This is a genomic window from Cellulosimicrobium sp. CUA-896 (assembly GCF_001942335.1).
Classification (GTDB): domain Bacteria; phylum Actinomycetota; class Actinomycetes; order Actinomycetales; family Cellulomonadaceae; genus Cellulosimicrobium.
This window is the reverse complement of the sequence record NZ_MKKH01000020.1, coordinates 14,774-37,177: the sequence shown is the minus strand read 5'-3', so window position 1 is coordinate 37,177 and position 22,404 is coordinate 14,774. Positions and strand designations below refer to the sequence as shown.

Annotated in this window: 15 protein-coding genes and 4 pseudogenes; 10 read left to right on the top strand and 9 right to left on the bottom strand. The window is 74.7% G+C overall.

Translation table 11 applies throughout. From position 1 onward, the window contains the following. Positions 1–31 precede the first annotated feature (31 nt). A pseudogene (locus BJF88_RS07960) lies at positions 32–1,047 on the bottom strand (5'-3' exonuclease H3TH domain-containing protein). Between the two features lie 176 nt (positions 1,048–1,223). Between BJF88_RS07960 and BJF88_RS07955 the strand changes: the two are divergent. Beyond that, positions 1,224–1,601 (top strand): VOC family protein, encoded by a 378-nt coding sequence (locus tag BJF88_RS07955; protein ID WP_075828419.1) that lies wholly within the window; start codon positions 1,224–1,226, stop codon positions 1,599–1,601. A gap of 119 nt (positions 1,602–1,720) precedes the next feature. Here BJF88_RS07955 and BJF88_RS07950 read toward each other — a convergent pair whose 3' ends face one another. The 3 genes from BJF88_RS07950 to BJF88_RS07940 form a co-directional block, all read right to left on the bottom strand. Further along, complete coding sequence (locus BJF88_RS07950) at positions 1,721–2,452, bottom strand: response regulator transcription factor (RefSeq protein WP_075828418.1); 732 nt, start codon at positions 2,450–2,452, stop codon at positions 1,721–1,723. Beyond that, entirely contained in the window at positions 2,449–4,515 is a 2,067-nt protein-coding gene (locus BJF88_RS07945) for a histidine kinase (RefSeq protein ID WP_222843959.1), read from the bottom strand. The genes BJF88_RS07950 and BJF88_RS07945 overlap by 4 nt, the downstream gene beginning before the upstream one ends. A gap of 71 nt (positions 4,516–4,586) precedes the next feature. Continuing rightward, positions 4,587–5,282, bottom strand: coding sequence for a hypothetical protein (locus BJF88_RS07940; protein WP_075828416.1), 696 nt, complete (start codon positions 5,280–5,282; stop codon positions 4,587–4,589). Between the two features lie 68 nt (positions 5,283–5,350). Between BJF88_RS07940 and BJF88_RS23290 the strand changes: the two are divergent. The 3 genes and pseudogenes from BJF88_RS23290 to BJF88_RS07930 all read left to right on the top strand — a co-directional run. Further along, a pseudogene (locus BJF88_RS23290) lies at positions 5,351–5,839 on the top strand (DUF1269 domain-containing protein); the annotation flags it as partial. Positions 5,840–5,919: 80 nt separating this feature from the next. Continuing rightward, the gene (locus tag BJF88_RS21760) at positions 5,920–6,027 is read left to right on the top strand and encodes a DUF1269 domain-containing protein (RefSeq protein ID WP_255371879.1); all 108 of its coding nucleotides are present in this window, start codon (positions 5,920–5,922) and stop codon (positions 6,025–6,027) included. A gap of 23 nt (positions 6,028–6,050) precedes the next feature. Continuing rightward, positions 6,051–6,722, top strand: coding sequence for a GAP family protein (locus BJF88_RS07930; protein WP_075828415.1), 672 nt, complete (start codon positions 6,051–6,053; stop codon positions 6,720–6,722). A 7-nt stretch (positions 6,723–6,729) separates the two neighbouring features. Here BJF88_RS07930 and BJF88_RS07925 read toward each other — a convergent pair whose 3' ends face one another. Beyond that, positions 6,730–7,869, bottom strand: coding sequence for an AI-2E family transporter (locus BJF88_RS07925; RefSeq protein ID WP_255371878.1), 1,140 nt, complete (start codon positions 7,867–7,869; stop codon positions 6,730–6,732). A gap of 389 nt (positions 7,870–8,258) precedes the next feature. Between BJF88_RS07925 and BJF88_RS07920 the strand changes: the two genes are divergently transcribed. The 6 genes and pseudogenes from BJF88_RS07920 to BJF88_RS07900 all read left to right on the top strand — a co-directional run bounded on the left by BJF88_RS07920 (position 8,259) and on the right by BJF88_RS07900 (position 18,972). Continuing rightward, a complete protein-coding gene (locus BJF88_RS07920) occupies positions 8,259–8,636 on the top strand; it encodes a hypothetical protein (protein ID WP_255371877.1) in 378 nt (125 codons plus the stop codon). Between the two features lie 31 nt (positions 8,637–8,667). After that, complete coding sequence (locus BJF88_RS07915; protein ID WP_075828414.1) at positions 8,668–9,150, top strand: DUF1269 domain-containing protein; 483 nt, start codon at positions 8,668–8,670, stop codon at positions 9,148–9,150. 31 nt (positions 9,151–9,181) lie between these two features. Further along, positions 9,182–10,617: pseudogene (locus BJF88_RS07910) on the top strand (alkyl/aryl-sulfatase); the annotation flags it as partial. 96 nt (positions 10,618–10,713) lie between these two features. Continuing rightward, a complete protein-coding gene (locus tag BJF88_RS23285) occupies positions 10,714–11,070 on the top strand; it encodes an alkyl sulfatase C-terminal domain-containing protein (protein ID WP_369824518.1) in 357 nt (118 codons plus the stop codon). 115 nt (positions 11,071–11,185) lie between these two features. Next, positions 11,186–13,102, top strand: coding sequence for a hypothetical protein (locus BJF88_RS07905; RefSeq protein ID WP_075828413.1), 1,917 nt, complete (start codon positions 11,186–11,188; stop codon positions 13,100–13,102). After that, positions 13,099–18,972 carry a DUF5979 domain-containing protein gene (locus tag BJF88_RS07900; RefSeq protein WP_075828412.1) on the top strand — a complete coding sequence of 1,958 codons (5,874 nt, stop codon included), beginning with the start codon at positions 13,099–13,101 and terminating at the stop codon, positions 18,970–18,972. The genes BJF88_RS07905 and BJF88_RS07900 overlap by 4 nt, the downstream gene beginning before the upstream one ends. On the opposite strand, the gene BJF88_RS21750 is transcribed toward BJF88_RS07900, so the two are convergent. From BJF88_RS21750 to BJF88_RS07890, 4 genes and pseudogenes are all read right to left on the bottom strand, one after another. Beyond that, positions 18,969–19,169, bottom strand: a complete 201-nt coding sequence (locus tag BJF88_RS21750; protein ID WP_255371875.1) for a hypothetical protein — start codon at positions 19,167–19,169, stop codon at positions 18,969–18,971. The genes BJF88_RS07900 and BJF88_RS21750 overlap by 4 nt on opposite strands. After that, positions 19,166–19,789, bottom strand: coding sequence for a sigma factor-like helix-turn-helix DNA-binding protein (locus tag BJF88_RS21745; protein WP_255371874.1), 624 nt, complete (start codon positions 19,787–19,789; stop codon positions 19,166–19,168). The genes BJF88_RS21750 and BJF88_RS21745 overlap by 4 nt, the downstream gene beginning before the upstream one ends. Positions 19,790–19,848: 59 nt before the next feature. Then, positions 19,849–19,959: pseudogene (locus BJF88_RS21740) on the bottom strand (sigma factor); the annotation flags it as partial. 206 nt (positions 19,960–20,165) lie between these two features. Continuing rightward, on the bottom strand, positions 20,166–22,355 hold the full coding sequence (locus tag BJF88_RS07890; RefSeq protein WP_075828411.1) for a SpoIIE family protein phosphatase: 2,190 nt from the start codon (positions 22,353–22,355) through the stop codon (positions 20,166–20,168). Between the last annotated feature and the right edge of the window lie 49 nt (positions 22,356–22,404).

Here is a 22,404-nt window from a genome sequence, read left to right as displayed (position 1 = left end):
CAGCGGGGCGCCGCGGCGGCGCGACGCCGCGTCAGCGGGCGAGTGCGTCCAGCACCCGGCGGACCGAGGAGCCCAGCCCCCACCGCTCGGCGAGCGCGTCGAGCGCGTCCGGGTCGGCGGGAGCCGCCGGCAGCGCGTCGTCGACGTCGCCCACGGGAGCGTCGCGCGCGACCTGCACGACCGTCGGCGCGACGTCGAGGTAGTCCGCGGCCTCCGTGAGCCGGCGGCGCTGCGTCGCGGTGAGCCCGGGGTCCGCGGCGTCGCGCGCGGCGAGCACGCCCGCGAGGTCGCCGTAGCGGTCGAGGAGCGCGACGGCCGTCTTCTCGCCGATGCCCGGGACGCCCGGCAGGCCGTCGCTCGGGTCGCCGCGCAGCACGGCCATGTCCGCGTACCCGGCGCCGGTGCGCACGCCGTACCGCTCGGCGAGGCGCCCCTGGTCGACGAGCTCGAGGTTCTTCACGCCCTTCGACGGGTACAGGACCCGCACGCCCGCCGCGTCGTCGACGAGCTGGAACAGGTCGCGGTCGCCGGTGACGACCTCGACGCGGGCGCGCTCGGCCGGCTCGACCGGGGTGGCGCCGTCGCCCGCACGGCGCGCGACCTCGCGCGCCGTGAGCGTGCCGATGACGTCGTCCGCCTCGTACCCCGGCGACCCGACGCGCGCGATCCCGAGCGCCGCGAGCACCTCGACGATCACCGGCACCTGCGGCGAGAGCTTGTCGGGCACCTCCTCGACGCCCGTCGTCCCCGGCTCCTCGCGCGCGACGCGGTGCGCCTTGTACGACGGGATCGCCTCGACGCGGAACGCCGGCCGCCAGTCGTCGTCCCAGCAGGCGACGAGGCGGTCGGGTCGCGGTCGGTGACGAGCGTCGCGATCATGTCGAGCAGACCGCGCACCGCGTTGACCGGCGTGCCGTCGGGCGCCTTGAGCGAGTCGGGGACGCCGAAGAACGCCCGGAAGTACAGCGACGCGGTGTCCAGCAGGAGAAGGTCGGTGCCCGTGGTGCCGTCGCTGCCGGCCGCCGGTGCCTCGGTGCTCTCGGTCATGGCGCCATCCTGCCGCACGCCGCCGACGGGCTCCCGAGCGACGCACTTCTGCGCGAGAGATGCACCTCCGGGTGCATCCCTCGTCCCCGGGTGCAGCGCTCGACCGATGACTGCGCCGCGCCGCGACGGTCGGTCCTGGAGCGGGGCACCGGCCCCGCCCGGCCCCAGGAGGCGACATGCTCGACAAGGCGTTCAGCGGATTCTCGGTCGACGACGTCGACGCTGCCCGGCGGTTCTACGGCGACGTGCTCGGCCTGCCCGTGCGCGGCGACGACATGCTGTGGATCGACGTGCCCGGGACGACGGGCGTCCTCGCGTACCCGAAGGGCGACGCGCACGAGCCGGCGTCGTTCACGATCCTCAACTTCCCGGTGCCCGACGTGCCGGCCGCCGTCGCGGCGCTGCGCGAGCGCGGGGTGGCGTTCGAGCGGTACGCGGGCACGCCCGTCGAGACGGACGAGGACTTCGTGTTCCGCGGCGGCGGCCCGCTCATCGCGTGGTTCACCGACCCGGCGGGCAACGTGCTGTCGGTCATCGAGGACGACGGCGCGTGACCGATCCTGTGCCGAACCCCGGGTTGCGCGCCACCGAGCCGCCGTCCTGACGGACAACCCGGGGTTCGGCGGGCTGCGGTACCCGGCGACCCGGGGTTCGGCGCCGGTGGCGGCCGCGCTCATGCGCCCCCGAGCCCCTCCTGCCGCGCGCGGACGATCGCGGCGGCGCGGTCGCGCACGGCCAGCTTGGTGAGCACGTTCGTCACGTGGTTGCGCACCGTCTTCGGGCTGAGCACCAGCCGCCGCGAGATCGCCGTGTTGTCGAGCCCGGCGGCGACGAGGTCGAGCACCTCGCGCTCGCGGTCCGTGAGCTGCGGGAACGGCACGCGCGCGGCGGACCGGCCCCCGACGACGTACGCCATCGCCTGCTCGGCGACCGCCGGGGCGAGGATCATCGCGCCGTCGGCCACCGACCGCACCGCGCGCTCGACCTCCGCGGGGCTCGCCGACTTCACGAGGTAGCCGCGGGCGCCCGCGCGCACCGCGGCGACGACGACGTCCGCGTCCTCGTGCATCGTCACGACCAGCACGCGCGCGCCGGGCCGAGCGCGGACGAGGTCGCGCGTGACGTCGACCCCCGACCCGTCACCGAGGTCCACGTCCACGAGCACGACGTCGGGGGCCGCGGGAGGCATCGGGGCCGGCGTCTCGGCGCTGTCGGCCACGCCGTCGAGCCCGAGCACCGACCGCGCCTGCGCCGCGGACGCGGCCTGCCCGACGACGCGCACGCCGTCGAGCGAGCCGAGCAGCGCGACGAGCCCGAGCCGGAAGAGGGGGTGGTCGTCCACCACGACGACGTCGATCGACCGTGGCCCCGCGTCCGAGGTCGCGCCGTCCGCCGCGCCGCTCACGCGACGACCTCGTCCGTGGCCGTCCCGACCCTCGTGGCGAGCGACACTCCGCCCGGCACCAGCGGCAGGACGGCGCGCACGCGCGTCCCCGGCCGCGCGCCGTCGGTCACCGGCCTGCCGGTCACCGGCCCGCCGGGCGCCAGACCTCCGGACCCGTCGTCGTCGGGCACGGCGGCCGTGACCTCGACGCGCCCGCCGAGCTCCTCCGCGCGCTCGCGCACCGACCGGGAGCCGACCCCCGCCCGCGCACCGGGCGCGACGCCGACGCCGGCGTCCTCGCACATGACGACGAGCGCGTCGTCGAGCACCTCGACGGTCAGCCGGCACTCCGCCGTACCCGAGTGCCGCGCGGCGTTGACGACCGACTCGCTCGCGATCGCGTACGCGGCGGCGGCGACGCGCGGGTCGAGACCGGCGCACGGGTCGCAGCGCACGTCGACGACGAAGCCCGCGACGGCCTGCCGCCCCGCGAGCTCGCCGAGGGCCGCCTCGAGCCCGAGCTCGTCGAGCGACGGCGGCAAGAGGCTGCGCGAGAGGGAGCGCACGTCCTCGACGCGCCGCTCCGCCTCGGCGCCGAGCGCGTCGAGGATCGCCGTCGCCGCGGCGGGGTCGGTCTCGAGCACGTTGCGCGCGCCCTGCAGACCGAGGCGCAGCCCGGTGAGCCAGGGCCCGACGCCGTCGTGCAGCTCGCGCCGGATGACGCGCCGCTCGGCGAGGCGGGCGCGCGTCGTCGCGTCGCGCGCCGCCTCGAGCTCGCGCGCGCCCTGCGCGAGAGCCAGCCCGGCGCCGAGCACCGGCAGGAGCTGGTCGAGCGCGTCGCGCGTGCGCGGGTCGAGACGCTCGCCCGCGCGCGCCACCCCGTGTACCCGCCCGAGGACGCGCCCGCCGTGCTCGACGTCGCGCACGACCGCGGCCCCGGGCGCCACGTCCCCGACGTCCCCGGACGCGGTGACGGGCCACTCGACCGTCACGGACTCCAGCCGCAGCGCCTCGCGGATGCCGACCGCGAGCCCGGCGACCAGGTCCTCGGCCGTGGAGGCGGTGGACAGGTGCCGCCCGACGCTGAGGGCGGCGCGGCCCGGGTCGCCGCCGTCGCCGTACACGAGCGCGCGGACGCGCCGCCGCAGCCACGCGTGCAGCGGCGTGACGGCCACCGCGACGCCGACGGCCGCGAGGACCTGCGCCGCCGGGCCGTCGACGACGGTCGCCGCGACCACGACGACCACTCCGTAGACGAGGGCCAGGGCGAGCGCGAGCATCGCGGCGACGGTCGCGCGCGACAGCGCGAGGTCGACGCCCCACAGCCGGTTGCGCAGGACGCACACGAGGATCGCCGCGGGGAACAGCGCCTGGCACGCGAGGTGCGTGAGCGGGAGGGCGAGCACGACCTCGGTGTCGGCCCACGTGCCGAGCAGCGGCACGAACGACAGCGCCATGAGCGCGGTGCCGAGCGCGAGCAGGCCGAGCCCGCGTCGGTCGGAGACGGGGCCGCGGCGCCAGCGCCACGCCGTCGCGGCGGCCGTGACCAGACCGACGACCACGACCGCGGCGATCGCCGGGCGGGGGTCGCCGGTGGGTGCGAGCAGGAACAGCGCGATCGAGGCCGCGCCGGCGGCGACGCCGCACCACGCCCCGGCCCCGAGCCGGCCGGACCGGACGAACCACGGGACGAGCACGAACAGGCCGACGGTGCCCGGGACCCACGCCCAGCCGTACGCGTCGGTGAGCGGTGACAACGGGGGGAGCGCCGGGTGGGTCGAGGCGTAGCTGCGCCACGCGCCGCCGAGCGCGGCCACGCCGCCGCCGACCGCCGCGAGCGCGACGAGCCAGCCCACGACGTGCGGACGCCGCGCGAGGACCACCGCCGCGACGGTGCCGTAGACGAGCGCGACGGTCGCGTCGACGACGACGAACAGGAGGTCGCCGAGCAGCAGGGGTACGCCCGACGTGAGCTGCAGCAGGAGCGCGGACACGCCGAGGGACCAGGTGACGACCGCGACGGTCACCCCGATGGTCCTGCTCGTGCGGGAGGTCCCGGCGCGGCCGGGCCCGGGCTCGGCCACGGCCACACGGTAGAGCCGCGCCGGGCCCGAGGAGAAGGGCCCGGCGCGCACATCACCCGTCCGCCCGAGACTCAGCGCCGGTCCCCGAGCGCGAAGCCCAGCGCCGTGACCAGGAGCCACACCGGTCCGACGAACCCGGCCATGTACTGCAGCGGGGAGATGCCGGTCAGCAGCGCGAGGCCACCGAGCACGACGCCGACGACGCCGATCCAGCGCGGTGCCGCCGAGTGCCGCAGCGCCGCGACCCCGAGCGCGACGCCGCTGACGCCCGCGCCGACCCACAGCCACGGGATCGTCGCGACCCAGTCGACGTAGAACGCGCCGGACTCCGGGACGACGAGCTCGGGCTCGGCGAAGGCGAAGAGGAACTGCGTGTCGAGGCCCGAGCCGAGCAGCCCGGCGACGGACACGAGCACGAGGCCCCAGCCCGCGACCGTCGGGACCAGCGAGCCCGCGGGCGCCTGCGCGTCGAGCCGCCGCTTGAGCCCGGCGGCGAAGACGAGCACGAGGAGCGCGCAGACGATCGTCGCGGTGTGGAAGACGAGCTGCGTGCCGAGGCGGCCGGCCATGTCGGCGACGATCGCGTCGGCGTCGCCGGCGGTCTCCTCCCAGTTCGCGCCGAAGGTCATCGAGGCCTGCACGGAGACGAGGCCGAGGGCGCCGGCGGCGACGCCGGTCCACGCCCAGGCACGCGACGTCGCGCCACGGCCGCGGCGGGACGAGGCGCCGGCGACGGGCGCGGTGGTGGTGATCGGGTTGTCCTGCATGGTCGTGCCTTCCTGGTCGGGCGCGGTGCTGCGCCGGTGCTCATGACCGGCACAGGCTGCGGCGGGACGTGTCCCGGGCCCCAGGGGCGGGTGTCCCGACCTGCCGGGCGACCGGGCAGGCCGCGACGCCGTCGGGTTCGGGTGGCAGTGCGGTCCGGGGCGCAATACCGTCGAGGCGCCCGCAAGGACGCGGGTGCACTGCGCACCATCGACCGGTACGACGCGAGTACGACGGAAGAGGGTTTGACGTGGCAACGCTGACCGTGTGGAAGTTCGACACCCCCGACGGCGCGCAGCGGGCGGAGGACGCCCTGCTCGCCCTACAGAAGCAGGAGCTCATCCAGGTCCAGGACGCGGCGATCGTGTCGTGGGAGGAGGGGAAGAAGAAGCCCAAGACCCGCCAGGCCAACAGCACCGCGGCGGTCGGCGCGCTCGGCGGCACGTTCTGGGGCCTGCTGTTCGGGCTGATCTTCTTCGTGCCGCTCCTCGGCGCCGCGATCGGCGCGGCGACGGGCGCGCTGGCCGGCTCGCTGACCGACGTCGGCATCGACGACGACTTCATCGACTCCGTCCGCAACAAGGTCACGCCGGGCACGTCCGCCCTCTTCGTCATGCGTCCGGCGCGGTGCTCGACCGCGTGCACGAGCAGCTCCAGGCCCAGGGCTTCCACGGCGAGCTCATCCAGACCAACCTCTCCGCCGAGGAGGAGGCGAAGCTCCGGGAGGCGTTCGAGGAGAACGTCTGAGCGACGGCCCCTGAGGAGGCGTCGTGGGCGCGGCGATCGGTCAGTCCCTGCCGGTCGCGGTCGGCGTGCTGGTCAGCCCGCTGCCGGTCGTCGCCGTCGTGCTCATGCTCGTCAGCGGCCGCGCCCGCGCGAACGCGACCGCCTTCCTCGTCGGCTGGTTCGTGGCGGTCGGCGCGGTCGTGCTCGTCGTCGCCCTGCTCACGGGTGCGGCCGGGCCGGACGACGCCGGGTCCCCGGCCTGGGTGGGCGTCGTCAAGATCCTGCTCGGTGTCCTCCTGCTACTCGTCGCGCTGCGTCAGTGGCGGCAGCGGCCGCGGGAGGGCGCCGAGCCGCCGACCCCGCGGTGGATGGCCGCGATCGACGCCTTCACGCCGGTCCGCGCCGCGGGACTCGCGGTCCTGCTCGGCGCGGTGAACCCCAAGAACCTCCTGCTCGCCGTCTCCGGCGGGGCCGCGATCGGCACGGCAGCCTCGGGGGACACGACGACGGCCGTCGTCGCCGCGCTGGTGTTCGCGCTCGTCGCGTCCCTCGGCGTCGCGGCGCCGGTCGTCGTCTACCTCACGGCGGGGCCGCGGGCCGCGACCCTGCTCGCCGAGCTGCGCGCCTGGTTGGTCGGCAACAACGCCGTGATCATGGCGGTCCTGCTGCTCGTCCTCGGCGCGAAGATGATCGGCGACGGGATCGCCGCGCTCTGACGCGTCGTCAGTCGATCCCCTCCGCGCGCCGCTCGTCGACCTCGCGCGCGGCCGCCTCGCCGGCGCGCAGGTTCGCCCGGCGGCGGCTCGACGCCCGCGCGTCGGACCCGCCGCCGCGACCCGCGGGTCCGTCCGGACGCTCGTCGTCCCCCGGGTCGTGCAGCATGTGCGACTCGACGAGCTCGTGCCGCTGGAGGTACGTGTTGGCGACGGCCTGGATCGTGGCGGCGATGGGCAGCGAGAGGAAGGCCCCGAGCGGCCCGAACACGGCGCCGAAGCCGATGACGACGACGAAGCTCACCGCGGGGTTCATCTCGAGCGCGCGGGCGGACACCTTCGGGGCGAAGTAGAGGTTCTCGAGCTGCTGGTAGCCGATGATGAACGCCAGCACGCCCAGGGCCTGCGGCAGCCCCTGCGACGTGAGCGCGACGACCACCGGCAGGGCGCCGCCGATGTACGTGCCGATCGTCGGGACGAACTGCGAGACGACGCCGACGAACACCGCGAGGGGGACCGCGTACGGCGTCTGGAGGATGAGCAGGAAGACGAGCGTGAACGCGGTCGAGAGCGCCGCGAGGACGATGCGTGAGTTGATGAAGTCGGAGACCTTGACCTGCGTGATCTCCCACAGCCGCAGCACCTCGGACTGCCGGTTCGGCGTCAGCCACCGGCACACCGCCGCGCGGAAGCGCGGCCCCGCGGCGAGCAGGTAGTACGTCACGAGCAGGATGGTGAGCGTCGCGAAGATCCCGCCGAGGATCGTGGAGCCCACGAGGATCGCCCCGGACGCGACGTCCTGGCCGAACTCGGTCGCCGCCTGGCGCAGGAGGTCGTCGGAGTCGGGGATCTGCACGTCGAAGCGCTGCTGCACCCAGCCCTGGGCGCTCGCGTACAGCTCCGGCACGTTCTCCACGAGCTGCACGAGCTGCTGCACGAACAGGTTGCCGAACAGCGCGAGCACCGCCGCGATCACGACGAGCGAGCCCAGGAGCGCGACGGCCGCCGCGACCCCGCGTCGCCAGCCGTGCCGCACGAGCCACACGACGATCGGCTCGAGCGCGAGCGCGACGAAGAACGCGATGAGCAGGTTGACCCCGAGGCCCTCGAGCGCGCCGAGCGCGTACCAGGCGAAGATCCCGACGAACACGGTGACGACCGCGAGGACCAGCGCACGCGGGAGCCAGCGCGGCGGCGGCGCGAGTCGTGCTGGATCGGGCGCGTGCCGACGTCGGGCACCCCGGCCCACGGGTCCGGCGGGCGGTGCGCCGCCCCGGGGGCGTCGGCGTCCCCGGGGCGCGCGTCGGCGGGCGCGGCGGGGCGGTCGGCAGCGGGCGACGGCTGCTCGCCGGGCGCGTCGTGCGTCGTCATGAGGTGAACGTAGCGGCCCGGGCGGCACGCGGCCGCACGGCGTGCCGCCCGGCTCCGGATGCCGTCCTGCGGGAGCGGTGCCACGATCGAGGCGCAACCTCGCTCCGCTCGTCCGCTCCGGATCCCCGGGAGGGTCGCATGGTTCGTTCGTCGCAGGTCACCGGCTGGGTGGGATGGATCTGGTTCGCGGGCATCGTGCTCGTGACCCTCGGCTTCTTCAACGCCATCAGCGGCCTCGTGGCCGTCTTCTCCCCGAACAGCCTCGTCGGCGTCACCGAGCAGGGGGTCGTCGTCCTCGACGTCTCCGCGTGGGGCTGGATCCATCTCGTCATCGGGATCCTGCTCGTCATCACGGGCTTCGCGCTGCTGTCCGGGCGGGGGTGGGCGCGCATGGTGGCGATCGTCCTCGTGGTGCTCAACGCGGTCGCCCAGTTCACGACCCTCCAGGTGACGCCCTGGTGGTCGATCATCACGATCCTGCTCGACGTGTTCGTCCTCTGGGCGCTCGTCGTCCACGGCGACGAGGCCGAGCGCGCCGCCCGCTGAGACCCGGGCTGACGAGAGAGGGAGGGGCGCGATGGCCACCTTCACGGTCTGGAAGTTCGACACGCCGGACGGCGCCGACGGCGCCTCGGCGATCCTGCACGACGCCGCGTCGGCGGGGCACGTCCGCCTCGTCGACACCGCGGTCGTCACGTGGCCGGAGGGCGCGTCGAAGCCGACGACGCGGCACGGCCACCAGGACGAGTGGCGCGGCACCGGCTGGGGCGCGTTCTGGGGGCTGCTCCTCGGGACCCTGTTCCTCGCCCCCCTCGTCGGCGCGGCCGCGGGCGCGGCGATCGGGGCGGCGTCGAAGGCCATGGCCGCGGTCGGCATCGACGCCGACCAGCTCGACCGCATCCGCGCCGGCGTGACGCCCGGGACGTCGGCCCTCTTCGTCGTCACCGAGGACGGCGACCTCGACGCCGTCGGGGAGCGGTTCCACGGGGTGCACGGAAAGCTCGTCGCGACGAACCTCACCGACGCCGAGCGGCAGACGCTCCTCGAGACCTTCGGCTGAGCACGGACCGGACCGACGCCAGGAGGCGCGCATGCCCACGACCAACCCCGCGAGCCCGTTCATCGCCCGGCAGCAGGAGGAGCTGCGCGACCGGCTGCCGTTCCACGACACCCGCGACGTCGACGACGCGGCGCGCGGCCTCGTCGCGCGCCGGGAGCCGGGCGCCGTCACCGCGCAGGACGGGCGCGTCGTGTGGGACGGCGACTCCTACGCGTTCCTCGACGGCGACGCGCCGGACACGGTGAACCCGAGCCTGTGGCGGCAGTCGCAGCTCGTGGCGCAGCAGGGCCTGTACGAGGTGGTCGAGGGCATCTACCAGGTGCGCGGGCTCGACCTGTCCAACGTCACGTTCGTCGAGGGCGACCGGGGCGTGATCGTCATCGACCCGTTGATCTCGACGGAGACCGCTGCGGCGGCGCTCGCCCTGTACCGCGAGCACCGCGGCGACCGCCCGGTGACGGGCGTGATCTACACGCACTCCCACGTCGACCACTTCGGCGGCGTCAAGGGCGTCACGACGCAGGAGGACGTCGACGCCGGCCGCGTCCCGGTGCTGGCGCCGGCGGGGTTCGTCGAGCACGCGGTCGCCGAGAACGTGTATGCGGGCACGGCGATGTCGCGCCGCGCCGGCTACATGTACGGCGCCGCGCTCGCGCGCGGCCCGCAGGGCCAGGTCGGAGCCGGTCTCGGTCAGACCACGTCCCTCGGGACCGTCACGCTCGTCCCGCCCACGGTCGAGATCACGACGACCGGTCAGGAGGAGGTCGTCGACGGCGTCCGGATCGTCTTCCAGATGGCCCCCGGGACCGAGGCGCCGTCGGAGATGCTCTTCTACTTCCCCGACCGCAAGGCCCTGTGCGCCGCGGAGGACGCGACGCACAACCTGCACAACCTCCTGACGCTGCGCGGTGCCCTCGTGCGCGACCCGAACGTCTGGGCCCGCTACCTCACCGAGACCGTGGACCTGTGGGGTGACGACGTCGAGGTCGTCCTCGCCTCGCACCACTGGCCCACCTGGGGCAACGCGCGAGTCGTCGAGTACCTGTCGCTGCAGCGCGACCTGTACGCCTACCTGCACGACCAGACCCTGCGCATGCTCAACCAGGGCCTCACGGGGGCGGAGATCGCCGAGGAGATCGTCCTGCCCCCGGCGCTGGAGAACGCGTGGCACGCGCGCGGCTACTACGGGTCCGTGAGCCACAACGTCAAGGCGGTCTACCAGCGCTACATGGGCTGGTTCGACGGCAACCCGGCCCACCTGTGGGAGCACACGCCCGTCGAGCGCGCCCGCCGTTACGTCGAGCTCGGCGGCGGCGCCGACGCGTCGTGGAGACGGCACGCGCGGCGTGCGACGCCGGCGACTACCGGTGGGCCGCCGAGCTGCTCAACCACGTCGTCTTCGCCGGCCCGGAGCACCGGGGCGCGCGCGAGCTGCTCGCCGACACGTACGAGCAGCTCGGCTACGGCGCGGAGAACGGGACGTGGCGCAACTTCTACCTGTCCGGCGCGACCGAGCTCCGCGACGGGGCGTTCGGCACCCCGGCCCAGACGGCCTCGCCCGACATGGTCGGGCAGCTCACCCCGACGATGCTGCTCGACGCGCTCGCCATCCAGGTGGACGGCCCGCGCGCCTGGGACGAGACGCTCTCGATCGACGTCGTGCTCACGGACTCGGGCGAGCGCTACCGGCTCCGGCTGCGCAACGGGGTGCTGACCCACACGGCGGCGCCGCAGCGCGAGGGCGCCGACGCGACCCTGACGACGACCGCCCGCGCGCTGCCCGCCCTCGCGCTCGGCGGCCTGACGCCGGAGCGGCTGGCAGACGCCGGGATCGAGGTGTCGGGCGACGCGTCGGTGCTCTCCCGGCTCGGCGCGGTGCTGGACCCCGGTGACCCGGACTTCGCCATCGTCACGCCGTGACGGTGGGCGGCGGTCGCTCGCCGCGACGCGAGCCGGCGCCTGTGGCACTGTCGTGAGGACGGTCCGGCGCACGAGGACGTGCGCCGACAGGGGCACGTGACCGAAGGGCACCTCGATGGGGCATCGACGGGCGACGGGGAACGGCACGACGAGGGCTGCGCGGACGCAGCGGGAACGGCGCGGGCGGAACCTGCGGCGGGCGTGGGCCGCACTCGGCTCCGCGCTGCTCGCCCTGCCGCTCGCGCTCGTCCCGGCCGCGCCGGCGGCGGCGGCGACCTGGGGGATCCAGAAGACGGAGATCAGCACCGGGCCGTACCAGCCGGGACAGGACGTGCAGTGGGTCGTGACCGTCTCGTGCTCCGACCCGAACCAGGACCCGTGCGTCCCGACCACGATGACGGACCCGTTGCCCGACCACCTCGAGCTCGTCAGCGCGTCGATCCAGAGCCCCGGCGCCGGCACGGTGAACCCGCAGCTCGACGTCGACACGGACACCGACACGGTCACCTACACGGCCGACAGCGTGAACAACGGGCAGCAGTCGCAGATCCTCGTCACCGCGGTGGTCGCCGACGACATCCCGTACAGCGCGAGCGGCGTGCCGATCACGAACACCGCGACCGTGGACTCGGACAACGCGGACCCGAGCAGCGCCTCGGACGAGATCGTCCCCGAGGTCCCGCTGGCCCTCGACTCCGAGGCGACGAAGACCATCGAGCCGCCGGGCGCGATCGCGAGCCCCGGCACGCCCGCCACGGTGACGGTCGGCGGGACGAACACGTCCAACGACCCGGTCGACACGCTGGTCGTCACCGAGCCGGGAGACCCGGCGCCGGACCCAAACCCCTTCACCTACCTGGCCTTCACCGGTTGGGGGGCGGTGGTGTGGCCGGACGGAGCGACGTCGGCCGACGTCACCTTCGCCTGCGCCGACGGGTCGGCACCGAGCGGCACGAGCACCACGCCCGGCACGCTGCCGGGCCCGCCCACCGACTGCACCGTCGAGGGGTTCACGGTCGCCTTCGACGGCGACATCCCGATCGGCGCCTCCGCGTCCGTCCCGTTCAGCACGGTGCAGACCGACGCCGTCACCGCCCTGACGGGGACGACCACGATCACCAACACGACGCAGTCCGAGGTCGTCCACGGCGACGACGCGTCGGACCCGGCGGCCGCGGACGACACGTACGTCATCACGCCGCCGAACAACGCGGTGACCCCCAGCAAGTCCTTCGACCCGGACGTGGTGAGCGCGGGGGCACCCTCCACCGTGACCATCGGCGCGACCAACGACGGGGACCCGACCACCGAGCTCTCCGTCACCGAGCCGTCGCCCGGCACCGACAGCCCGTTCGAGGGTGACGACCCGCTGACCTTCACCGGGTGGGGCACGGCCGACGCGCCCGGCGTCGTCCGGTGGCCGACCGGGGCGGACGCCGCGAGCGTCGCCTGGACGTGCTCCGACGGGTCGACGCCGACCGCCGCGGCCACCGCCCCGGACGCGCTGCCCGACCCGCCGGGCGGCTGCGTCGTCGTCGGGTTCACCGTGACGTTCACCGGGAGCATCGTCACGGGTGGCGATGCGTCGCTCCCGTTCCAGGTGGACACCGACCCCGACCAGGACGAGGACGACGTCCTGCACCCGAACGAGATCACGGCCGCCGTCCCCGGCGCCTCGGGAACCGCGGACGCGACGCTCGAGACGCTCACCGACCGGCTTGCGACCGCGACGACCAAGTCGATCACCCCGTCGGAGATCCCGGCTCTGCCCGGCCAGACGGTCGTCGTCGGGCTGCCCACGCAGCTCCTGCCCTTCGGCGCGGACGGGTCCACGACGAACGCGGACCAGATCGTCGTCCAGGACCCGACGGACCCGAGCGACCCGGGCGCGTTCTGGGGCAGCTTCACCGCGACGTCGGTGCGCTCCACGGACGTCCCGGCCGGCACCGAGCTGACCGTCAGCTACTGGGACGGCACCGCGTGGGTCGAGGCGCCCGACTGCGACAGCCCCGTCGAGGCGCGGCGACCGTGAACTGCGACCTGCCGGACGACGCCCAGGGGGTCCGGCTCGTCTACGACGACACGACGGGCGCGGGCATCCCGCCCGGTACCAGCGTCGCCCCGAACGTCGTCGCCGCGTACACCGGACCCGAGGACGCCGACGACCCGATCGAGAACTGCGGCGCGTCGAGCGCGTCCAGCGACACGGTGGCCCCCACCGAGCCCGCCGAGGGCTGCGACACGGTCGACCCGTTCCCCGTCCCCGTCGGCCCGGGGGACCTCGACTTCCTCGCCAAGGACTTCCTCGCGCCCGAGGGGCAGTCCGGGACGCCGTACACCGTCCGGGCACGCACCCAGGACGAGATCACCGCGCAGATCACGTGGTCGACGAACGGGTTCGAGAACGTCGACCCGATGGTGATCGGCGACGTCGCGGACCCGGTCGCAGGCGACGACCCGGCGATCGCGGGGTCGTTCTACGACGCGTTCGACCTCGTACGGGTCGAGGCCGTCGACCCGTCGGTCGACCCGCTGATGGTCTACGACGCCGTCACGGGCGTCGAGCTGTTCGTCGACGGGGCGTGGGTCGACGCGGCCGGCGACCCGTGCAGCGTGGCGGCACCGTGCACCACCTCGTTCCCCGGGTACACGCTGACGCCCGACGAGCAGGAGGACGCGACGTCGGTGCGCCTCACGTACACCGAGTCGCCGACGCGCGAGCAGTTCCCGGCGGACCCGACGCAGCCCGCCGCCGGTTCCGGCGTGGCACGCTCCACCCAGGCGGACGGGCGGCACCTCGACCTCACGTTCCGGCTCCGCGACGACCGCCGCAGCGGCGGGCCCGCGCTCGGCCGGGACCAGGGCGAGATCTACAACAACCCCGACGACCCCGGCCTGGTCACGGACACCGCGCGCGGCACCGCGACCTTCAACCCCCCGGGCGGTGGTGCCCCGGTCGTCCGCACGGACACGGACGCCGACGACGTCCTCGTCGTCGACGAGCCGGTCAACGTCGGGATCGACAAGGAGTGGACCGGTGGTCCGCTGTCGGTGCCGCCGGAGGGCACCCCGTACGCGGACTTCCCGTCCACGACCGTGACCATCACCGGGTCGAACAGCTCGGTCGCGCGCGTGGACGAGCTGCGGATCGCCGAGCCGTCCTCGGCGAACGACGACCTCGTCGTCGAGCCCGAGGTCGCGGCGGGCACCAGCCCCTTCGACGTCTTCACGCTGACCGACGTCGTCGACGTGGCCCCGCCGGACGGGACCGCGACGACCACCGTCACCCTGACGGCGGTGGACGGGACGACGACGGACCACACCGAGGCCGAGGCCGAGGCGCTCACGGCCGGCGACCTCGCCGACGTCGTCGGCGTGGAGGTGACGTTCGACGGCAGGATCGCGTCCGCCGAGTCGGGCGACAACGAGGGCGTGCTCGAGATGGTCCTGAAGCTGCGCGAGCTCGACCGGTACACGGGGGAGCGCGTCGCGGTGGACCACGACCCGAACCCCGTGCCGAACAGCGCCGGCGCCGAGGTCGTGGACCCGGGCGGGACCACCGGCCAGACGCCGCAGGCGTGGGACACCGCCGAGGTGGAGCTCCAGGACGCCGACATCACCATGGAGCAGGGCAAGTCCTTCAGCCCGGCGACGATCGTCGAGCCCGGCACGGACGCCGAGGAGAACCCGACGTCGGTCCTGACGATCACCGGTCGGCCGACCGGCCCGTCGCGCGCCGTCGAGATGACGCTGACCGACGTCGACGGCAGCTTCTGGAACCAGTACGACCTCGTGGGCCTCGACGCCTCGGCGCTCACCGCGCCGATCGACCAGGTCCAGGTCGACGCGTGCACGGGCGGCACCTACGGCGCGGTCGGCGACACGTTCGTCGGCTGCACGTGGACCGACGGGGAACCCGGCGAGGCCTTCGCACTGCCGGACGGCGTCGACGCCGCCGAGGTCGTCGGGCTCCGGTTCACGTTCACGCGCGAGGACGGGGCCATCTGGGAGAACCCCGCCAACCCGCTGCAGGCCGTGGACCTCGAGGTGCAGGTCCGCGACACGCTGCGCTCCGACCCGGGCACGCCGGTCCCGAGCGACCTCGCGCTGAACGACCCTGCCCCGGGAGAGGACGCCCCCGGTGTCGCCACCAACGACGTGACGGCCACGGTCACGGGTGCCGACCTGGTCTTCGACCCGTCCGACCCGGCGAACCCGGCCCCGGTGACCGCCGACGCGGACGCGTCGGCGACGATCGTCTACGAGCACGCCGAGAACGGCGTGAGGATCGTCAAGGACTTCGACTCCGACATCCAGGACGGCACCCAGCCGCCCGGCGCCCCGTTCCCGATGAACATCACGGTGACGAACGTCGGCAACCGGCCGGTCTACGACCCGGTGGTCTTCGACGACCCGATGCCCAGGGACGCCGACGGGCCGCAGCTGCGGCTCGCGGACGTGGCCGAGCCGTTCGGCTACGCGCTCACGGAACCCACGGAGCTCGACCCGCCGCAGCCCGCGCCCCCGGGGCAGCCGAACGGCCCCCAGATGCCGACCGACCCGGACGACGTCACCGTCGACCGCACGGGCAACATCGCCGGCCTGACCTTCACCTTCCCGCCGGGGACGGTGCTCGAGGTGGGTCAGGTGTACACCATCACCGTGCAGGTCGAGTTCCGCACCACCCTGCCCGCGAACACGCGCGTCGAGAACACGGCGGGGATCACGGGTGACCGCCCGTGGGACGTGTGCCAGGCGCGGTCCGGCGAGACGGGCGCTCCCGTCCCCGGCCGGGTCGACGAGGCCACGGGGGCGTGCGAGGCGGACGCCGACGTCACGCCGATCCCGTCCGGGGTCCTCGCCGAGTCGAAGTACGTCAAGGCGACGGACGACGCGTACCCGCTGGGCGTCGTCGTCGACCCGGACCAGACGCCGCCGGGCGGCGTCGACCCGGAGGACTGCGCGCCCGTCGAGCCGGCCGACGCCCCCGAGTTCTACGCCTACCCGTGCACGCCGGTCGTCCCGCCGGGTCACGACGAGACCTGGCGCATCCGGGTCGACAACGTCGGCAACCTCCCGATGGACAAGGTGGTGATCTACGACCGGCTGCCGACACCCGGCGACACCGCGTCCGACCCGACCAGCACCTCGGCCCGCGGCTCGCAGTGGACACCCGTCCTCAACCCTGGCGCCCCGCCCCGGGTCGTCGACGCGCCGGCCGGCAGCAGCACGACCTTCTACTACACGACGGTCGAGGACTACTGCGCCGTCGACCTCGCCGACCCGGTGGACGAGCCGGCCTGCCCGGACGACCCGGAGACCGGGTGGGCCCGGCTCACCCCCGGGACCCCGGCGGAGACCTACGCGCAGATCACCGCGTTGAAGGCCGTCGTCACGATGGCGGACGGCAACCCGTTCCGTCCGGGGAGCTCGCTCGCGCTCGAGGGCACCACGACCACGCCGCCCGGGGTGCCGGAGTCGGGTGACCGGTCGATCGCGTTCAACTCGGCCGCGGCGTCGGGCGTCGTCGTCACCCCGGCCGGTGACCGGATCAGCTCGCTGTCGGCGGAGGGCACGAAGGTCGGCGTCGCCACCGCCGTCGGGTCGCTGCAGGTGGACAAGGCCGTCGCGGGCGAGGCCGCGCAGTACGCGCCCGACACGTTCGCGATGACGGTCGAGTGCACGGCGGCCCCCGGGTCGTGGGTCGAGACCGAGCTGGAACCGGTCGAGATCACCGTGACACCGGGCACCCCCACGGTCGTCGAGGACATCCCCTGGGGCTCGGAGTGCACGGTGACGGAGGACGGGAGCGACGGCCAGTCACGACTCGTCCTCACCCCCGGGACGGTGACGGTCGACAGCGGGACCGCGGACGAGCCGGTGCTGATCGGAGCCGTCAACTGGTACGACCTGTCGAGCATCGTCGCGGAGAAGGAGGTCGTCAGCGACGCGGTCGACCAGGACGGCGACCCGGTGGTGTTCGGCCCGTTCGACGGGACGGTCGAGTGCACGTTCCTCGGCGAGCCGGTGTACGCCGACGGCTACGGCCCGGACGACCCGATGACGTTCGAGCTCGAGGACGGCGGGTCGGTCGAGTTCGACGGCCTCCCGGTCAACGCCGAGTGCACCGTCACGGAGACCGGGGCGGGCAACGCGTCGTCGACCACGATCACGGTGCAGCAGGGTGCCTCCGGCGAGCCCGTCGTCACCGACGGCACGTCGGCCGACCTCACGCTGGCCGGGGACCTCGTCGGGCAGCCGCGCAACGCGGTGACCCTGACCAACACCTACGACGTGGGCGTGATCGACCTGCGGAAGGTCGTGGACGGTGAGGGCGCGGAGCAGTACGGCGCCGGACCGTTCACCGTCCAGGTCGTGTGCACGTTCGACGACGACGACGGCACCGGGCCGCAGACGGTCTACGACGGCACGGTCGTGCTCGGCGGCGCCGGACCGCTCGACGCGCAGGTCGCGGACCTGCCCGCCGGCGCGGAGTGCGACGTCACCGAGCTCGACGACGCGGGCGCCACCGGCGCGGTCGTCGTCCCGTCGACGGTCGTCGTGGACGCCGACGAGCCCGTGCAGGTGGTCGTCACCAACACGTTCGACGTGGGCACCGTCCAGGTGGACAAGGAGCTCGCCGGGCTCGGCGCGCTCTACGGGCCCGGGCCCTTCGAGGTCGAGCTCGCCTGCACGTACGAGGACGTCCCCCTGACCGTCCCGGGCGGGGCGACCCGCGTGCTCGTCCCCGGCGACCCGGTCGTGTACGAGGGGCTGCCCGTGGGCTCGGCGTGCACCGTCACGGAGACGGACACGTTCGGCGCGTCCTCCACGACGATCTCCGTGGACGGCGGGGAGCCCGTGGACGGCACGACGGTCGACGTCGAGGTGCCGCCCGCCGACGACGGCCGGCCGACGACGGTGACGGTCGCGGTGACGAACACGTTCCTCACCGCGCCGCTCGTCGTCCGCAAGGTCGTCGACGGCGACGGGGCGGCGCTCGCGCCGGCGATGCCGGACCTGCCGCCGCTGCCCGGCCTGCCCGACGGTCCCGTCGACCCGGACGAGCTCGCACAGCTCCTCCAGGAGCTGGAGACCTTCCTCGCGTCGGTGCCCTTCGACGAGCTCCCGTACGCGGTCTCGCTCGCGTGCACGACGGCGCTGGGCGCGCCGGTGGAGGTGGTCCCCGGCGGACCGGACCGACGGTTCGGCCCCGGGTTCCCCGCCGTGTGGTTCGGCCTCCAGGACGGCGACGAGTGCACCGTCACGGAGACGGCGACGGGCGGTGCGACATCGGTGGCGGTCGACCCCGACCCGGTCGTCGTCGACGGCGCGGCGACGGTCCTCGACCCGGTCGAGGTCGTCGTGACGAACACGTTCGACGTCGGGCGCGTCGTCGTGACGAAGGACCTCGACGGGCCCGGTGCCGGCGCGCACGACGACGGCACCTTCGTCGTCGCGCTGGCCTGCACGCAGGACGTCGACGGCGTCGAGACGGACGTCGTGCTCCCGGGCGGTGCCGAGCGGGACCTCACGGCCACGGGCGACTGGAGGGCCGTCTGGGAGCAGGTGCCCCAGGGTGCGACGTGCACCCTGGCGGAGGCCGACCCCGGCGACGCGGAGAGCGTGACGATCGTCGTCGACGGCGTCACGGTCACGACCGACCCCGCCGACGGCACCCCCTCCTCGGCGGCGTTCGACGTGCCGACGGGCGACGCGGCGCAGGTCGACGTGCTCGTGACCAACGCCTTCCCGACCGAGGACGTCCCCCCGGGCGGCGGAGGCGGGACCGGGTCCCTCCCACGGACGGGCGCGTCCGTGCAGGCCGCCGCCGCGCTGGCCGTCCTCCTGCTCGTGACGGGGTCGGCATCGTTGGCGCTGCGCCGCCGCAGGGAGAGCTAGCCGTCGGTCACCGCGCGTGAGGAGCGGTCGTCGAGGCGTGGCGGCAGGCCGAAGAGCGGAAACCACGACGCCGTGTCGAGGAACGCGTTGATCGCCACGACGCGCTCGCCGTCGTGCTCGACCACCTGCAGGGCCCACGGTTCGTACCCGCCGCCCTCGGCGCGCCGGTACTGCCCGAAGCCGAACGTGCCGTTCACCGCGACCGGGACCAGGCGCGAGCCTCGCACTCCCACCCCGGCCCGACCATCCAGCGCACGATGTCGTCGGTGCCGCGCATCCACAGCGGGTACGGCGGCATCGAGAGCGTCGCGTCGGCGTGCAGGATCGCGACGAGCGCGTCCATGTCGTACCGCTCGAACGCGTCCATGTACCGCTCGAGCAGCAGCTTCTCCTCCGCGCCCAGCTCCTGGGTGCTGATGCCGCCCGCGCCGGGCGCGGGACCGTCGCCGTCGCCGTCACGGCCCGCGTCGCCGTCGACCCCGGAGCTGTCCCAGTGCGCGCGGGCCGCCATCGTCGCGCGGGCGCGCTGGAGGGCGCTGTTCACGGACGCCACCGTCGTCTCGAGCAGCTCGGCGACCTCGCTCGCCTGCCAGCGCAGCACCTCCCGGAGCAGCAGCACGGCGCGCTGCTTCGGTGGCAGGTACTGCAGGGCCGCGACGAACGCGAGACGGATGCTCTCGCGGCCGACCGCCACCTGCGCCGGGTCGCCGTCGTGGGGGAGCACGCGGTCGTCGGGGACCGGCTCGACCCACGTCTCCTCGGGCAGGACCTGCCCGAGGTTCTCCACCTCGGCGGGCTGCGGGCCGCCCAGCCCCATCGGCGCTCGCGGCGCTTGCGGTTGCCGAGGGCGTCGAAGCAGACGTTCGTCGCGATCCGGTAGAGCCACGAGCGCAGCGAGGACCGGCCCTCGAAGCGGTCGTAGGACCGCCACGCGCGCAGGAGCGTCTCCTGCACCGCGTCGTCGGCCTCGAACGCCGAGCCGAGCATGCGGTAGCAGTAGCCGGTGAGCTCGCGGCGGTAGCCTCGAGCGCCGCGTCGAGCTCGTCGCGGCCCGGCAGGGTGGCCGCGGGCCGCGGTGCGTCGGCGGGAGCGTCCGCGGGACGGTCGACGGGTAGGACGACGTCGGTCATGGCGGCTGCCTCTCCGGGGGAGCGGTGGGGACGTCCGGGCCGCGGTGTGGCCCAGACCACACGCTACCGCCGGGTCCCGACAGTGCCCAGGGCCGGTTCGGCGAGGGCGAGCTCGAACCAGACGGTCTTGCCGCCGGCCTCCGGCGCGTCGTCGTGCAGGTCGACACCCCACCTGCTCGCGCACCGCTCGAGGAACATCACGCCCCGGCCGCCCGGCTCGTGGGGTTCCGGGGACCGCAGGCGCGGCGGCGCCGTGGACCCGTCCCGCACCCCCACCCGGAGGGCGCGGTGCCCGACCTCCACGTCGGCGTGCACCGGTCCGGGTGCGTGCTGGACCGCGTTGCTCAGCAGCTCGCTCGTCAGGAGCATCGCGACCCGCCGTACCGCGGGCGACACGTCGCAGCTCTCGAGCACGTCGTCGACCCAGCGCCGCGCGGGGCCGATCGCGGCCGTCGTGTGCTCGACCGAGCGGTGCGCGACCGCGGGGCGGCCGGGCCGCGGCGCCCGCGGCACCGCGTGCCGCACGCGCAGCGCGAGGACCGCGACGTCGTCCCGCTGCCCGCCGCCGATCAGCCCGCGCACCAAAGCGTCCGGGAGCGCGTTCGTCGCCGTGCCGACCTGGGCCGCGAGCGCGGCCCGCAGCGCGTCGAGACGCTCCGCGAACGACGTGCCGCGACGCTCGACCAGTCCGTCCGTGTACAGCAGCAGCGTGTCGCCCGGGTGCAGGCGCGCACGATGGTCGTGGCGCGCCACGCCCGGCACGACGCCGAGCATGAGGTCGGCCGCCGTGTCGAGGGCCTCGACCATGCCGTCGGCGCGCAGGACGAGCGGGGCGGGGTGCCCCGCGTTGGCCCACGTGAGGTCGAACCCCTCACCGGCCCGGTCGAGCCGCGCGACGAGCGCGGTCGCGCTCGCGTGCAGGGTGAGGCCGCGGTTGGCGCGGTCGAGCAGCCGCAGCAGGACGGCGGGCGGCTCGTCCTGGCACCACGCGAACGTGCGCAGCATCGACCGGAGCTGGCCCATCTGCGCGGCGGCTCCCATGTCGTGGCCGGTGACGTCGCCGATCATGAGGACGCACGCGTCGTCGTCGAGCACCACGGTGTCGTACCAGTCGCCGCCGACCTGGTCGGTGCGGCGGGCGGAGACGTAGGTCGCGGCGAGCTCCGCGTGGCGCACGGCGGGCAGCTCGGAGAGCATCGCCGCCTGGAGGGTCGTCGCGACGCGATGCCGCTCCTCGAGCAGCCGCACCCGGTCGAGCGCGTGCGCCACGTACGAGGCGATCGCGGTCTGCACCTGGCGGGAGTCGTCGTCGAGCTCGTCACGGCGCTCCCAGGCGAGGGCGACGACGCCCAGCAGCGCGTCCCCGGACAGCACCGGCAGGAACGTCCGGGCCTCGACGCCGTCGTCGGCGATGAGGGCCGCCGCCTCCGGGAAGGCCGCGGCGAAGGCGGCGTGGTCGCGGAAGTACAACGGCGCCCGGGTGCGTGCGGCGACGGCGGCGCCGCGCTCCTCGTCGAGCCGGATCCGGCGGAACGTGCGCGGCACCCCCGGCTCGAGGTGGTCGAGCGTCGTGTAGGTCAGGCGCGTACCGGTCGGGTCGAGGAGGGACAGGCCGGCGTACCGGGCGCCGATCGCCCCGACCACGGCGGCGAGCTGCTCGGCGACCCCCTCGACGGACTGCGCCGCGGCGAAGGCCTCCGACAGGCCCAGCAGGAGGCGGGCGCGCCGCGTCGCGTCCTGGGCGACGCGCTCCAGCGCGACGGCCCGGTCGTGCGCGAGCCGCAGCCCGAGCTCGGCCGTGCACGCCGCGGCGAGGTCCTCGAGCGTCGCGAGCTCGGCATCGGCCCACGTCCGCGGCCGGTCGTCGACGGCGGCGAGCGCCCCCACGGCCCGGCCCTGCGGGTCGCGGATCGGGAAACCGGCGTACGCGACGACGCCGAGGTCGTCGATGGCGCCGTTGTCCGCGAGGCGGGAGACGTCGCGTGCGTCCGTCACGACGAGCGGCTTGTCGTCGTCGACGACGAACTGGCAGAACGAGTGCGTGAGCGGGGTGCTGCGCAGCGCCTGGTAGGGCGAGGGGAGACCCACCGCACCAGGCAGGAGCTGCTGGTCGTCGAGGACCAGCGTGACGAGTGCGGCGGGGACCTCGAGCTGCCGCTGCACGAGGCGCGCGAACCGGTCGAAGAACTCGTCGGCCGACGGCGTGGCGAGGCCCGCGTCGACGAGCTCGCGGATTGCCTGCGCCTCGGTCATGGACCATTATTTGCAGGCCCGAGCGTCGGACCGCATCCCGGTGTCGCGG